Source organism: Intestinirhabdus alba (genome assembly GCF_009711095.1).
Taxonomy (GTDB): domain Bacteria; phylum Pseudomonadota; class Gammaproteobacteria; order Enterobacterales; family Enterobacteriaceae; genus Intestinirhabdus; species Intestinirhabdus alba.
Genome location: NZ_WMJZ01000021.1, coordinates 79885 through 93980 on the forward strand (window position 1 = coordinate 79885; position 14096 = coordinate 93980).

Annotated in this window: 13 protein-coding genes and 1 pseudogene; 11 read left to right on the top strand and 3 right to left on the bottom strand. The window is 58.1% G+C overall.

From position 1 onward, the window contains the following. Nucleotides 1-50 precede the first annotated feature (50 nt). From tatA to tatD, 4 genes are read left to right on the top strand one after another with little or no spacing between them, the layout of a single operon-like run. Nucleotides 51-320: a Sec-independent protein translocase subunit TatA gene (gene tatA / locus GJV78_RS15420; RefSeq protein WP_155109151.1), complete on the top strand. Its 270-nt coding sequence runs from the start codon at nt 51-53 to the stop codon at nt 318-320. A gap of 3 nt (nt 321-323) precedes the next feature. Then, on the top strand, nt 324-857 hold the full coding sequence (gene tatB, locus GJV78_RS15425; RefSeq protein WP_167519595.1) for a Sec-independent protein translocase protein TatB: 534 nt from the start codon (nt 324-326) through the stop codon (nt 855-857). Between the two features lie 2 nt (nt 858-859). Then, nucleotides 860-1636, top strand: coding sequence for a Sec-independent protein translocase subunit TatC (gene tatC, locus GJV78_RS15430; protein WP_155109152.1), 777 nt, complete (start codon nt 860-862; stop codon nt 1634-1636). 43 nt (nt 1637-1679) lie between these two features. Then, complete coding sequence (tatD, locus tag GJV78_RS15435; RefSeq protein WP_155109168.1) at nt 1680-2462, top strand: 3'-5' ssDNA/RNA exonuclease TatD; 783 nt, start codon at nt 1680-1682, stop codon at nt 2460-2462. A 9-nt stretch (nt 2463-2471) separates the two neighbouring features. On the opposite strand, the gene rfaH is transcribed toward tatD, so the two are convergent. Then, nucleotides 2472-2960, bottom strand: a complete 489-nt coding sequence (rfaH, locus tag GJV78_RS15440) for a transcription/translation regulatory transformer protein RfaH (protein ID WP_155109153.1) — start codon at nt 2958-2960, stop codon at nt 2472-2474. A 221-nt stretch (nt 2961-3181) separates the two neighbouring features. On the opposite strand from rfaH, the gene ubiD reads away from it, so the two are divergent. From ubiD to GJV78_RS15455, 3 genes and pseudogenes are all read left to right on the top strand, one after another. Continuing rightward, nucleotides 3182-4675 carry a 4-hydroxy-3-polyprenylbenzoate decarboxylase gene (gene ubiD / locus GJV78_RS15445; protein ID WP_155109154.1) on the top strand — a complete coding sequence of 498 codons (1494 nt, stop codon included), beginning with the start codon at nt 3182-3184 and terminating at the stop codon, nt 4673-4675. Between the two features lie 40 nt (nt 4676-4715). Further along, complete coding sequence (gene fre, locus GJV78_RS15450) at nt 4716-5420, top strand: NAD(P)H-flavin reductase (protein ID WP_155109155.1); 705 nt, start codon at nt 4716-4718, stop codon at nt 5418-5420. Between the two features lie 35 nt (nt 5421-5455). Then, nucleotides 5456-6082: pseudogene (locus tag GJV78_RS15455) on the top strand (DUF1287 domain-containing protein); the annotation flags it as partial. A gap of 422 nt (nt 6083-6504) precedes the next feature. Here GJV78_RS15455 and fadA read toward each other — a convergent pair. Together fadA and fadB are read right to left on the bottom strand one after the other, a co-directional pair. Further along, complete coding sequence (gene fadA, locus GJV78_RS15460; protein ID WP_155109157.1) at nt 6505-7668, bottom strand: acetyl-CoA C-acyltransferase FadA; 1164 nt, start codon at nt 7666-7668, stop codon at nt 6505-6507. A 9-nt stretch (nt 7669-7677) separates the two neighbouring features. Then, nucleotides 7678-9867 (bottom strand): fatty acid oxidation complex subunit alpha FadB, encoded by a 2190-nt coding sequence (fadB, locus tag GJV78_RS15465; protein WP_155109158.1) that lies wholly within the window; start codon nt 9865-9867, stop codon nt 7678-7680. 186 nt (nt 9868-10053) lie between these two features. On the opposite strand from fadB, the gene pepQ reads away from it, so the two are divergent. From pepQ to hemG, 4 genes are read left to right on the top strand one after another with little or no spacing between them, the layout of a single operon-like run. Continuing rightward, a complete protein-coding gene (pepQ, locus tag GJV78_RS15470; protein WP_155109159.1) occupies nt 10054-11385 on the top strand; it encodes a Xaa-Pro dipeptidase in 1332 nt (443 codons plus the stop codon). Then, nucleotides 11385-11999 carry an IMPACT family protein gene (locus GJV78_RS15475; protein ID WP_155109160.1) on the top strand — a complete coding sequence of 205 codons (615 nt, stop codon included), beginning with the start codon at nt 11385-11387 and terminating at the stop codon, nt 11997-11999. Before pepQ ends, GJV78_RS15475 begins: the two co-directional genes overlap by 1 nt. A gap of 37 nt (nt 12000-12036) precedes the next feature. Further along, nucleotides 12037-13488, top strand: a complete 1452-nt coding sequence (gene trkH, locus GJV78_RS15480) for a Trk system potassium transporter TrkH (protein WP_155109161.1) — start codon at nt 12037-12039, stop codon at nt 13486-13488. 10 nt (nt 13489-13498) lie between these two features. Beyond that, nucleotides 13499-14050, top strand: a complete 552-nt coding sequence (gene hemG / locus GJV78_RS15485; RefSeq protein WP_167519596.1) for a menaquinone-dependent protoporphyrinogen IX dehydrogenase — start codon at nt 13499-13501, stop codon at nt 14048-14050. The last annotated feature ends 46 nt before the right edge of the window (nt 14051-14096 follow it).

Genomic DNA, 14096 nt, shown 5'->3' on the forward strand with positions numbered 1-14096 from the left:
GACGTATAATGCGGCCTTAATTATTCATCATCTATCACAGAGGAACATGTATGGGTGGTATTAGCATTTGGCAGTTAGTGATTATTGCCGTTATTGTCGTACTGCTGTTTGGTACTAAAAAACTCGGCACTATTGGTTCCGATCTTGGCGCGTCCATTAAGGGTTTCAAAAAGGCCATGAGCGATGATGAAACAAAGCAGGATAAAGCCGGCCAGGACGCCGATTTTACCGCTAAATCTATCGTTGATAAGCAAGCCGATGTAAAACCTGAAGTCGTTAAAACAGAAGACGCAAAGCGCCACGATAAAGAGCAGGTGTGATTCGTGTTTGATATCGGTTTTAGCGAACTGTTACTGGTATTCATCATCGGCCTCGTTGTGCTGGGGCCGCAGCGACTGCCGGTAGCGGTAAAAACGGTGGCGGGATGGGTTCGCGCCCTGCGCTCTCTGGCCACAACGGTTCAGAACGAGCTGACGCAGGAGCTGAAGCTGCAGGAGTTTCAGGACAGCCTGAAAAAGGTTGAAAAGGCGAGTCTGGAAAACCTGACGCCCGAGCTGAAGGCCTCCATGGACGAGCTGCGCCAGGCGGCCGAATCCATGAAACGCTCTTACAGCACCAACGAACCTGAGCAAGCCAGCGATGAAGCGCACACCATACATAACCCGGTGGTGAAAGGGAACGAAGCGCTGCACGAAGGGGTTACTCCGGCTGCCGCAGAAGCGCAGGCCAGTTCTCCGGAACAAAAGCCTGCCGCTGCCGCACCGGCGGAAAGCCCTTCCGTCAACGCGGCGGACGTGCTGCCAAAATCTGCTGCGCCTGCCGCCGAGTCTTCCCCTTCGTCGAGTGATAAACCGTAAACATGGCCGTAGAAGATACCCAACCGCTTATTACACACCTGATTGAGCTGCGTAAGCGTCTGCTGAACTGCATTATTGCGGTTATCGTGATTTTTCTGGCGCTGGTCTATTTTGCCAACGATATCTATCATCTGGTGTCTGCGCCGCTGATTAAACAGCTGCCGCACGGGGCGACGATGATCGCGACGGACGTTGCCTCGCCGTTTTTCACCCCGATTAAACTCACCTTTATGGTGTCGCTGATCCTGTCCGCGCCGGTCATTCTTTACCAGGTCTGGGCCTTTGTCGCCCCGGCGCTGTATAAGCATGAGCGCCGTCTCGTGGTGCCGCTGCTGGTTTCCAGTTCGCTGCTGTTTTATATCGGGATGGCGTTCGCCTACTTTGTCGTCTTCCCGCTGGCGTTCGGCTTCCTTGCCAACACCGCGCCGGAAGGGGTTCAGGTCTCGACCGATATTGCCAGCTACTTAAGCTTCGTCATGGCGCTGTTTATGGCCTTTGGGATCTCCTTCGAAGTGCCGGTAGCTATCGTACTGCTCTGCTGGATGGGCATTACAACGCCAGAAGATCTGCGTAAAAAGCGGCCGTACGTGCTGGTGGGTGCTTTCGTGGTGGGGATGCTGCTGACGCCGCCGGATGTCTTCTCCCAGACGCTGCTGGCGATACCGATGTACTGCCTGTTTGAGATCGGCGTCTTTTTCTCTCGCTTTTACGTCGGCAAACGGCGAACGCGGGATGAAGATAACGCTGCCGAGCAGCAGGCTGAAGAAGCCGATGAATAACACCAACCGCCCGTTTCAGGGCGGTTGTCATATGGAGGGAAGCATGTTTGATATTGGCGTTAATTTAACCAGCTCGCAGTTTGCCAGCGATCGGGATGCGGTGGTCGCACGGGCCTTTTCCGCTGGCGTGAAGGGGATGCTGCTCACCGGGACGAATCTGCGGGAAAGCCAGCGGGCGCTGGAGCTGGCGCGCCAGTATCCTCACTGCTGGTCCACGGCTGGCGTCCATCCCCACGACGCCAGCCAGTGGCAATCTGACACGGAAGAGGCGCTCATCGCCCTGGCCGGTCAGCCGGAAGTGGCGGCTATCGGCGAGTGCGGCCTTGATTTTAACCGTAACTTCTCCACGCCGCAGGAGCAGGAAAAAGCCTTTGAAGCACAGCTGAGGATTGCCGCCGGGCTGCGGATGCCCGTTTTTCTGCACTGTCGCGACGCACATTCACGCTTTCTGACCCTGCTCGATCCCTGGCTGGACAAACTGCCCGGCGCGGTGCTGCACTGTTTTACCGGCACGCAGGAGGAGCTGTGCGCCTGCCTGGACCGGGGGCTGTATATTGGCATTACCGGATGGGTATGCGATGAGCGTCGCGGAGTGGCGCTACGCGAGCTGCTGCCGTTGATTCCTGCTGACAGGCTGCTGGTTGAAACCGATGCGCCCTATCTGCTGCCCCGTGACCTGACGCCAGCTCCCGCCTCGCGGCGTAACGAACCCGCTTATCTGGCACATATTGTCGAACGCATTGCGCACTGGCGCGGAGAAGATGCGCGATGGCTGGCTGAAAAAACCAACGCTAACGTGAAAGCGCTGCTGGGTATTGCGCTCTGAGAAGAGACGTTAAATCTTACGGAAGCCTGTGTTATTCACAGCCTGCTTAACTTCTTTATTCAGCAGGTTGAGCAACAGCATAGAGCGCGCTTCGCCGTCAGGTTCGGTGAAAATAGCCCGCAGCCCTTCAAACGCCCCCTCCGTAATCAGCACGGTGTCGCCGGGATAGGGCGTTTGCGGATCGACAACCCCGTCGGGCTTATAGATAGAAAGCTGGTGAATAACGCTGGAGGGAACCACGGCCGGCCAGGCACCGAAGCGTACGAAATGGCTGACGCCGCGCGTAGCGCTGATGGTCGTGGTGTGGATCACCTCCGGATCGAACTCGACAAACAGATAGTTAGGAAACAGCGGCTCGCTCACCGCAGTACGCTTGCCGCGCACCATTTTTTCCAGCACGATCGTCGGCGTCAGGCAGTTAACCGCCTGTCTTTCGAGATGCTCCTGAGCGCGCTGAAGCTGCCCGCGTTTACAGTACAGTAGATACCAGGCTTGCATAATAACTCTTATCTGCTTGATCGGGGCGCAAGCATAGCAAAAGCGATGCTTGATGTTAATTATGCGCTCCGTATTTCTCCTGACCTGGCGTTGATGGCCGGCCTGCCGGGTAGGCCGGCTATCAAGGAGCGGCCGTTGCGCCGTATTTCACGCTAATTTAACAAAAAGACAGCAACAACAGGATGAACGCCGTATAATAAAGCGCTCACCAAGAGGCCATAATGGACGCCATGAAATATCATGATTTACGCGATTTCCTGACGCTGCTTGAGCGACAGGGCGAGCTAAAACGCATTACGCTTCCGGTTGATCCCCACCTGGAGATCACTGAAATTGCCGACCGCACGCTGCGCGCCGGCGGGCCTGCGCTGTTGTTTGAAAATCCCAAAGGTTATTCGATGCCGGTGCTGTGCAATCTGTTTGGCACGCCGAAGCGCGTGGCGATGGGAATGGGCCAGGAGGAGGTTTCGGCGCTGCGGGAAGTGGGTAAGCTGTTGGCCTTCCTGAAGGAGCCGGAGCCGCCGAAGGGCTTCCGCGATCTGTTCGACAAGCTGCCACACTTTAAGCAGGTGCTGAATATGCCGACGAAGCGGCTGCGCGGTGCCCCCTGCCAGCAGAAGGTGGTTTCAGGCGACGAGGTGGATTTACGGCGTATACCCATTATGACCTGCTGGCCGGAAGACGCCGCTCCGCTGATTACCTGGGGGCTGACCGTAACGCGCGGCCCACATAAAGAGCGGCAGAATCTGGGCATCTATCGCCAGCAGCTGATTGGAAAGAATAAACTGATCATGCGCTGGCTATCCCACCGCGGCGGCGCGCTTGACTATCAGGAGTGGCTGGCCGCCCATCCGGGGGAGCGCTTTCCGGTTTCCGTGGCGCTGGGTGCCGATCCGGCGACGATTCTGGGGGCGGTGACCCCCGTTCCCGATACTCTCTCCGAATATGCCTTCGCCGGGCTGCTGCGCGGCACTAAAACCGAAGTGGTGAAATGTCTCTCCAACGATCTTGAAGTGCCCGCCAGTGCGGAAATTGTGCTGGAGGGGTATATCGAACCGGGAGAGATGGCGGCGGAAGGGCCATACGGCGATCACACCGGCTACTATAACGAAGTGGATAATTTCCCGGTCTTCACCGTGACCCATATTACCCGGCGTGAGGATGCCATTTATCATTCTACTTATACCGGCCGCCCGCCGGATGAACCGGCGGTACTGGGTGTGGCGCTGAATGAAGTCTTTGTGCCGATCCTGCAAAAGCAGTTTCCGGAAATCGTTGATTTCTATCTACCGCCGGAGGGCTGCTCCTATCGCCTGGCGGTGGTAACGATTAAAAAACAGTACGCGGGACACGCCAAACGGGTCATGATGGGCGTCTGGTCTTTCTTACGCCAGTTTATGTACACCAAATTTGTCATCGTCTGCGATGATGACGTTAACGCCCGCGACTGGAACGATGTGATTTGGGCGATTACCACCCGTATGGACCCTTCCCGGGATACGGTGCTGGTAGAGAATACCCCCATTGACTATCTGGATTTTGCTTCGCCGGTTTCCGGGCTGGGCTCCAAAATGGGCCTCGACGCCACAAATAAATGGCCGGGCGAAACCCAGCGAGAGTGGGGGCGTCCGGTTAAAAAAGATCCCGCTGTTACCGCGCGCATTGACGCGATCTGGGATGAGCTGGCTATCTTTAATGACGGTAAAAGCGCCTGAGGCGCGATCGTTTTGCCCATAGACCCGACAGAGGGAGCGCATGACAACCTTAAGCTGTAAAGTGACCTCAGTAGAGGCGATTACCGATACCGTATACCGCGTTCGTTTAGTGCCGGACGCCCCTTTTTCCTTTCGCGCCGGCCAGTATCTGATGGTGGTGATGGATGAGCGGGATAAACGTCCGTTCTCTATGGCTTCTACGCCCGATGAGAAGCGCTTCATTGAGCTGCACATCGGCGCGTCTGAAATTAACCTCTACGCTATGGCGGTGATGGATCGCATTCTGCTGGATCACCAGATTAGCGTGGATATTCCTCACGGTGAGGCCTGGCTGCGCGACGATAACGAAGCGCGGCCGCTGCTGCTGATTGCTGGCGGAACCGGTTTTTCATACGTGCGTTCCATTCTGCTGACCGCTCTGGCGCGGAACCCCAATCGTGAGGTGGCGATTTACTGGGGCGGCCGCGAAGAGAAGCACCTTTACGATCTCTCCGCGCTGGAGGCGCTGGCGGTTAACCATCCCGGCCTGCGGGTGGAGCCGGTCGTGGAGCAGCCGGAAGCGGACTGGCGCGGTCGAACGGGAACCGTGCTGACGGCGGTGTTACAGGACTACGGCACCCTGGCGGAGCACGATATCTATATCGCGGGTCGTTTTGAGATGGCGAAGATCGCCCGCGACCTGTTCTGCAATGAGCGCAGCGCACGCGAAGACCGCCTGTTTGGAGATGCGTTCGCCTTTATTTAACGACGCCGGGAAAAATAACGTTCAGGGATGGAACGATGAATTCAACGCTACTTTATACCCTTCTGGCCGTTGCCTTATGGTGCGGCAGCCCGCTGACCGTAACGCCGGTGGCGGCACAGGCAGCACCTGCGCCGGTCTCCGACGTCGAGGCGCGGACCAACAGGGCGGTCGCGCAGGCCGCCAGGCAGCAGATCGGCAAGACCCTGTTTTACGATCCGGCCTACGTCCGGCTTGCGTACCCCGGCGGGGATCTGCCGCTGGAGAGGGGCGTCTGTGCGGATGTGGTTATCCGCGCCCTGCGTAGCGAAGGCGTCGATTTACAGCGGCTGGTGCATGAGGATATGCGCAAACATTTCTCTGCTTACCCGCAAAAATGGAAGCTAACCCGCCCGGATGCGAATATCGATCATCGTCGCGTATACAATCTTGAAACCTGGTTTAACCGGCATAATAAAGCGCTGCCGGTAACCGCCGTTTATAGCGATTATCAGCCGGGCGATATTGTCTCCTGGCGATTAGATAACGGTCTGGCGCATATCGGCGTTGTTGCCGATCGCTATGCCGCCGACGGCACGCCGCTCATTGTCCACAATATTGGCGCAGGAGCACAGTTAGAAAACGTGCTGTTCAGCTGGCGTATCATTGGCCACTATCGCTACTTTACGGATCGGACTGCGGGGAGTCAGCCCTCTTCAGCCTGTTTTCCGGCATCTCGTAGCCTTTCCCCCGTTTGCAGGTAAAACTGACCCCGGCAGGCTACTTTTAAGGACGCTTTTCATAGGGACGTTTTGCGCTTTTTGTTCCGTTTCCCCCTCATGCGGCTTTGCGCCGTGGGGAGGTTATTAAGCGTTACTTTATGGGCTATCGGACTGCTGATTGGACGCATTGCCGGAGGCTATCGCGTACGGGTGATTGACGATCGTGGCCGGGCGGTTACGTGGAGGTTATTCCCTGGACGGAGAAAAAGCCCGCCCCTGACAGGCGGGAAAACGGCAACTAAGCGTCCGGCCCACCGGGCAAATTCGTTGCCAAAAATAGCCAGCCGCTGCGATACAGGGCGAACGACTGGCGGCTCGTCCGGCGGTTAAACCCGCTCAAACACGGTGGCAATGCCCTGACCCAGCCCGATGCACATCGTCGCCAGGCCAAACTGCGCATCCTTGCGTTCCATCAGGTTGATGAGCGTGGTGCTGATGCGCGCCCCGGAACAGCCCAGCGGATGGCCGAGGGCGATGGCTCCGCCGTTGAGGTTGATCTTCTCATCCACCTGCTCCAGCAGCCCCAGATCCTTAATGCACGGCAGGATCTGCGCGGCAAAGGCTTCGTTCATCTCAAACAGATCGATATCGCTGACGGTAAGCCCCGCTTTTTTCAGGGCCAGCTTCGACGCCGGCACCGGGCCATAACCCATAATCGACGGATCGCAGCCGACCACCGCCATCGCGCGCACGCGCGCACGAGGGCGCAGCCCCAGCTCGCGGGCGCGGCTTTCGCTCATCACCAGCATGGCGGCGGCACCGTCGGAGAGGGCGGAGGAGCTGCCCGCCGTTACCGTCCCGCTGACCGGATCAAACGCCGGGCGCAGGGCAGAGAGCGCCTCGACGGTGGTTTCCGGGCGGATCACCTCGTCATGGCTGAACTGTCTGAGTATGCCGTCCGCGTCATGGCCGCCGGTGGGGATTATTTCGTTTTTAAACGCGCCGGACTGCGTGGCTGCCCAGGCGCGGGCATGAGAGCGGGCGGCGAAAGCGTCCTGCATGTCGCGGCTGATGCCGTGCATACGCGAGAGCATTTCGGCGGTCAGCCCCATCATCCCCGCCGCTTTGGCAACGCTGCGGCCCATGCCAGGGTGAAAATCCACCCCGTGGTTCATCGGCACGTGGCCCATATGCTCCACGCCGCCGACCAGGCACGCCTGCGCGTCGCCGGTCATAATCATGCGCGCCGCGTCGTGCAAAGCCTGCATCGAGGAGCCGCACAGGCGGTTGACGGTCACCGCCGGGACGGTATGAGGGATTTCTGCCAGCAGCGCGGCGTTACGGGAAATATTGAAGCCCTGTTCCAGAGTCTGCTGCACGCAGCCCCAGTAGATATCGTCGATCGCCGCCGCTTCCAGCGCTGGGTTACGCGCCAGCAGGCTACGCATCAGGTGTGCGGAGAGATCTTCCGCCCGCACGTGGCGGAATGCGCCGCCTTTTGAACGGCCCATCGGGGTGCGAACTGCATCGACAATGACAACCTGTTCCATTGTGACTCCTTAAGCCGTTTTCAGGTCGCCAACCGGACGGGCTGGCTCAACCTGGGGATAGTACGATTCGTTGTGGCGCGCCTTGTTGCGCAGCCCTTCCGGCACGTCGTACAGCGGGCCGAGGTGCTGATACTGCTGCGCCATATCGAGATATTTCGCGCTGCCCAGCGTATCCAGCCAGCGGAACGCGCCGCCGTGGAACGGGGGAAAACCCAGGCCATAGACCAGCGCCATATCCGCCTCCGCCGGGCTGGCAATAATGCCCTCCTCCAGGCAGCGCGCCACTTCGTTGATCATCGGGATCGTCATGCGGGCGATAATGTCGTCGTCGCTGAAGTCGCGCCCCGTCTGGCTGACCTCCGCCAGCAGCCCGTCGACCGCGGCGTCTGCTTCTTTTTTCGGTTTGCCCTTGCTGTCCGCCTTATAGCGCCAGAAGCCGAGGCCGTTTTTCTGGCCAAAGCGACCGGCCTCAAACAGGACGTCGACGGCGTCGCGGTAATCTTTACGCATCCGCTGCGGGAAACCCGCCGCCATGACCGCCTGGGCGTGATGGGCGGTATCAATGCCGACCACGTCCAGCAGCCAGGCCGGACCCATCGGCCAGCCAAACTGCTTTTCCATTACCTTGTCGATTTTGCGGAAGTCCGCGCCGTCGCGCAGCAGCTGGCTGAAACCGGCAAAATAGGGGAACAGCACGCGGTTGACAAAGAAGCCGGGGCAGTCGTTAACCACGATGGGCGTTTTACCCATCTGGCTTGCCCAGGCGACCACTTTGGCGATGGTCTCATCGGCGGTTTTCTCGCCGCGAATCACCTCAACCAGCGGCATCCGGTGCACCGGGTTAAAGAAGTGCATCCCGCAGAAATTTTCCGGGCGCTTCAGCACGCTCGCCAGCTCGCTGATTGGGATCGTGGAGGTATTTGAGGCCAGCACGGCGTCCGGGCGTATTTTCTCTTCGGTCTCCGCCAGTACCATCTTCTTCACCTGCGGATTCTCCACCACCGCCTCGACCACCACGTCCACGCGCTCAAAGCCGACGTAGTCCAGCGTCGGGTGAATGGTAGAGATAACACCAGCGAGCTTCAGGCCGTCTATTTTGCCGCGCTCAAGCTGTTTATTAAGCAGCTTCGCCGCTTCGGTCATGCCCAGCGTCAGTGACTTATCGTTAATGTCTTTCATCACCACCGGCACGCCTTTCCAGGCCGACTGGTAAGCGATGCCGCCGCCCATAATGCCCGCGCCCAGCACCGCGGCCTGCTTCGGCATCTCTACGCTTCTGGCCAGCGTCTTCGCCTTACCCTTCACATACCGATCGTTAAGAAAAATGCCGACCAGCGCCCGCGCTTCGCGGGTGTGCGCCAGCGGTACAAAGCTCTGGTTTTCCAGCTGCAGCGCCTTCTCGCGGCCAAAGCGGGCGGCGGCTTCAATGGTCTTTACGGCGGCCATCGGTGCCGGGTAGTGTTTGCCCGCCGTCTGCGCCACCATGCCTTTGGCGATAGTAAAACTCATCGCCGCCTCAATGTTGCTTAAGCGCAGCGGCTCCAGTTTCGGCTGACGCCTGGCCCGCCAGTCGAGGTCGCCGCTGATGGCCTGGCGGAGGATGGCAAGCGCGCCGTCGCGCAGTTTTTCCGCCCTGACCACCCCGTCGACGAGGCCAATTTTCAGCGCCTGCTCCGCGTCAACGTCCTTTCCGGCCGCGATGATCTCCAGCGCGCTGTCTGCGCCGATCAGGCGCGGCATTCGTACGGAGCCGCCAAAGCCCGGCATGATGCCCAGCTTCGTCTCCGGCAGGCCGATGCGCAGATCCGGCGTTGCCAGCCGGTAATCGACCGCCAGCACGCATTCACAGCCGCCGCCCAGCGCATAGCCGTTCACGGCGGCAAGGGTCGGCACCGGCAGATCCTCCAGCCGGTTAAAGACGCCGTTGGCGAAATGCAGCCAGCGGCTGAGCTGCTCCTCGGGGACGAGGAAAAGGGAAAGAAATTCGGTGATGTCAGCGCCGACAATAAAGGCGGCTTTGCTGGAGCGCAACAGCAGCCCTTTTACGCCCGGCTGTTTTTCCAGCGCGTCAAGGGCATGGCCAAGGCTGGCGACGGTGGCCGTGTCGAGTATATTGACCGGGCCGGGAGCATCGAACACCAGTTCGGCAATGCCGTCTTCCAGCCAGTCGAGGTACAGGGTATCGCCTTTGTAAAGCATGTCAGTCTCCTGAATCCGCAAGGGGATCTGGTCGTACCAGATGAGATGAAGTGTGAGTATTGTGTTAATGAAATGCAAACAAATGATTAACAAAATGCCGATGCGATCACGCTCAGTGGAAATCACGCTTGTCGGGGTGATGTGCTAAGATGCGGAGACTTAAGGTCAAAAAAAGAAGGACAGAAAATGGAGTCATTGGCCGCGCTTTATAAAAATCATATCGCTACCTTACAAGAGCGGACCCGCGATGTGCTGGCGCGCTTTAAGCTGGATGCGTTACTGATTCATTCCGGCGAACTGGTTAATGTTTTTCTTGACGATCACCCTTATCCGTTTAAGGTCAATCCGCAGTTTAAAGCCTGGGTTCCGGTGACGCAGGTGCCGAACTGCTGGCTGCTGGTGGATGGCGTAAATAAGCCTAAGCTGTGGTTTTACCTGCCGGTGGATTACTGGCACAACGTAGAGCCGCTGCCAACCTCCTTCTGGACGGAAGACGTTGAGGTGATCGCTCTGCCAAAGGTGGACGGTATCGGTAGCCAGCTGCCCGCGGCGCGCGGCAATATCGGTTATATTGGACCGGCAGCGGAACGCGCGCTGCAGCTGAGTATTGCGGCTGGTAATATCAATCCGCAGGGCGTTATCGATTACCTGCACTATTACCGGGCTTATAAAACAGACTATGAGCTGGCCTGTATGCGCGAGGCGCAGAAAATGGCGGTCAGCGGCCATCGGGCGGCGGAAGAGGCGTTCCGCTCCGGTATGAGCGAGTTCGACATTAACCTGGCGTATCTCACCGCCACCGGCCATCGCGACACCGACGTGCCCTACAGCAATATTGTGGCGCTTAATGAACACGCCGCGGTGCTGCATTACACGAAACTGGACCATCAGGCACCGTCGGAAATGCGCAGCTTTCTGCTGGACGCCGGCGCTGAATATAACGGCTACGCGGCGGATCTGACCCGCACCTGGTCGGCAAATGGCGATAACGACTATGCCCGGCTGGTGAAGGACGTGAACGCCGAGCAACTGGCGCTGATCGCTACCATGAAGGCGGGCGTCAGCTACGTTGATTACCATATTCAGTTCCATCAGCGCATTGCGAAGCTGCTGAGTAAGCACCAGATCGTCACCGGTATCAGCGAAGAGGCGATGGTGGAGAACGATCTCACCGGGCCGTTTATGCCGCACGGTATCGGTCATCCGCTGGGCCTGCAGGTGCATGACGTCGGAGGCTTTATGCAGGATGACGGCGGCACCCATCTCGCCGCGCCAGCTAAATATCCCTGGCTGCGCTGCACCCGTGTGCTGCAGCCGCGAATGGTGCTGACCATTGAGCCGGGTATCTACTTTATTGAGTCACTGCTGGCACCCTGGCGTGCTGGCCCGTTCAGTAAGCACTTCAACTGGCAAAAAATCGCCGCGCTGCAGCCGTTTGGCGGCGTTCGTATTGAAGACAACGTGGTGATCCACGAAAACAGCGTCGAAAATATGACCCGGGATTTAAAACTGGCGTAATGGAGAGCTGGTTAATCCCGGCGGCACCGGTCACCGTCGTTGAAGAGATCAAAAAAAGCCGCTTTATTACGCTACTTGCCCATACGGAGGGCGTGGAGGCGGCGAAGGCCTTTGTGGAATCGGTCAGAGTCGGGCACCCGGATGCGCGCCACCACTGCGTGGCGTGGGTGGCGGGTGCGCCGGACGATTCGCAGCAGCTGGGCTTTTCCGACGACGGCGAACCGGCCGGCACCGCGGGCAAGCCGATGCTCGCCCAGCTGATGGGCAGCGGCGTCGGGGAGATTACCGCGGTAGTGGTGCGCTACTATGGCGGCATTCTGTTAGGCACCGGCGGGCTGGTGAAAGCCTATGGCGGCGGGGTGAGTCAGGCGCTGCGCCAGTTAGCGACCCGGCGTAAGACGCCGTTAACCGCATATACTTTGCAGTGCGAGTATGGCCAGCTGGCGGGAGTGACGTCGCTGCTGGAGCAGTTTGACGGCAAAATCATCGCCAGCGATTATCAGGCGTTCGTCCGGCTCAGGGTGGCGCTTCCTTATGCAAAAGTGGACGACTTTAGCGCAAGGCTGGCGGATTTTAGCCGTGGTTCATTGCAATTGTTAGCGATTGAAGAATAATCCCCCTTCATTTTGAAGAACTGAGGAAGCGGCAGAGATGCATTTTCGCGCCATAACCCGAATCGTTGGACTGCTGGTCATCTTATTTTCGGGGACGATGATTCTTCCCGGACTGGTAGCACTGATCTACCGTGACGGCGCGGGCCGGGCGTTTACGCAGACTTTCTTTGTCGCGCTGGTGATAGGCTCTGTTTTGTGGTGGCCAAACCGTCGCGAAAAGGGCGAGCTGAAGTCCCGTGAAGGCTTTCTGATTGTGGTGCTGTTCTGGACCGTGCTGGGCAGCGTGGGTGCGCTGCCGTTTATCTTTTCGGAAAGCCCGAACCTTACCATTACCGACGCTTTTTTTGAATCATTCTCCGGGCTGACCACCACCGGAGCGACAACGCTGGTGGGCCTCGATTCCCTGCCGCACGCTATTCTCTTCTATCGGCAAATGCTGCAGTGGTTTGGCGGTATGGGAATTATCGTGCTGGCGGTGGCGATTTTGCCTATTCTTGGCGTCGGCGGGATGCAGCTTTATCGGGCGGAAATGCCGGGGCCGCTGAAGGACAACAAAATGCGCCCGCGCATTGCCGAGACGGCGAAAACGCTGTGGCTTATTTATGTCCTGCTGACCGTGGCCTGCGCTCTGGCCCTGTGGTTTGCCGGGATGCCGGCCTTTGACGCCATTGGGCATAGCTTTTCAACCATCGCCATCGGCGGTTTTTCCACCCATGACGCCAGCGTGGGCTATTTTGACAGTCCCACCATCAACTCTATTATTGCCGTTTTCTTACTGATCTCCGGCTGTAACTATGGTTTGCACTTCTCTTTACTGAGCGGCCGCAGCCTGAAGGTCTACTGGCGCGACCCGGAGTTTCGCATGTTTATCGGCGTGCAGCTGACGCTGGTGGTTATCTGCACCCTGGTGCTGTGGTTCCATGATATCTATGCCTCGGCGTTTACCACGCTGAATCAAGCCTTCTTCCAGGTGGTATCGATGGCGACAACCGCCGGGTTTACGACCGACAGCATCGCCCGCTGGCCGCTTTTTCTGCCGGTGCTGCTGCTGTGCTCCGCGTTTATCGGCGGCTGTGCGGGTTCCACCGGCGGAGGGCTAAAGGTTATCCGTATCCTGCTGCTGTTTAAGCAGGGGAACCGTGAGCTGAAGCGCCTGGTGCATCCGAACGCGGTTTACAGTATTAAGCTCGGCAATCGCGCTCTGCCGGAGCGCATTCTGGAAGCGGTATGGGGATTTTTCTCCGCCTACGCGCTGGTCTTTCTCGTCAGTATGCTGGCGATCATTGCCACCGGCGTGGATGATTTCTCCGCCTTTGCTTCCGTTGTCGCTACGCTTAATAACCTTGGGCCAGGGCTGGGCGTGGTTGCTGATAATTTCACCAGCATGAACCCCGTGGCTAAATGGATTCTGATTGCTAACATGCTTTTTGGTCGACTGGAAGTTTTTACCCTGTTGGTACTTTTTACCCCGACCTTCTGGCGTGAATAATGGAGCACACGTGAAAACACTGATTCTTTTTTCTACCCGGGATGGACAAACGCGCGAAATCGCCTCGTATCTGGCTTCTGAACTAAAAGAGCGGGGGATCGACGCGGACGTTATTAACCTGCATCGTACCGAGGAACCCGCCTGGGAAAACTACGATCGCGTGGTGATAGGTGCCTCTATCCGCTATGGCCACTACCATTCGACCTTCCTTGAGTTCGTGAAGAAACACGCCGCGCGGCTTAACGCAATGCCGAGCGCCTTTTACTCGGTCAACCTGGTGGCGCGGAAACCGGAAAAGCGTACTCCGCAGACTAACGTCTATGCGCGTAAATTTCTGACCAACAGCGAGTGGCGTCCCGATCGCTGCGCGGTGATTGCCGGCGCGCTTCTCTACCCGCGCTATCGCTGGTACGACCGTCTTATGATCGGGCTGATTATGAAGATGTCGGGCGGTGAAACGGATACCCGAAAAGAGGTTATCTATACCGACTGGCCGCAGGTGGCGAGTTTTGCTGGAGAAATAGCCCAGTTAACCGCAAAGTCGCCGGTAAAATCGGCGTAGAGAGTAAAAAAACGACAGTTGGAAAATTATTTTAAATTACCTCTTG

What these genes read in the sequence shown, in the direction of transcription:
- rfaH (WP_155109153.1), bottom strand. Translation starts at nt 2,960, where the DNA reads ATGCAAGCCTGGTATCTACTGTACTGTAAACGCGGGCAGCTTCAGCGC.
- fadA (WP_155109157.1), bottom strand. Translation starts at nt 7,668, where the DNA reads ATGGAACAGGTTGTCATTGTCGATGCAGTTCGCACCCCGATGGGCCGT.
- tatC (WP_155109152.1), top strand. Translation starts at nt 860, where the DNA reads ATGGCCGTAGAAGATACCCAACCGCTTATTACACACCTGATTGAGCTG.
- fre (WP_155109155.1), top strand. Translation starts at nt 4,716, where the DNA reads ATGACAACCTTAAGCTGTAAAGTGACCTCAGTAGAGGCGATTACCGAT.
- fadB (WP_155109158.1), bottom strand. Translation starts at nt 9,867, where the DNA reads ATGCTTTACAAAGGCGATACCCTGTACCTCGACTGGCTGGAAGACGGC.
- tatA (WP_155109151.1), top strand. Translation starts at nt 51, where the DNA reads ATGGGTGGTATTAGCATTTGGCAGTTAGTGATTATTGCCGTTATTGTC.
- GJV78_RS15475 (WP_155109160.1), top strand. Translation starts at nt 11,385, where the DNA reads ATGGAGAGCTGGTTAATCCCGGCGGCACCGGTCACCGTCGTTGAAGAG.
- trkH (WP_155109161.1), top strand. Translation starts at nt 12,037, where the DNA reads ATGCATTTTCGCGCCATAACCCGAATCGTTGGACTGCTGGTCATCTTA.
- ubiD (WP_155109154.1), top strand. Translation starts at nt 3,182, where the DNA reads ATGGACGCCATGAAATATCATGATTTACGCGATTTCCTGACGCTGCTT.
- tatD (WP_155109168.1), top strand. Translation starts at nt 1,680, where the DNA reads ATGTTTGATATTGGCGTTAATTTAACCAGCTCGCAGTTTGCCAGCGAT.
- pepQ (WP_155109159.1), top strand. Translation starts at nt 10,054, where the DNA reads ATGGAGTCATTGGCCGCGCTTTATAAAAATCATATCGCTACCTTACAA.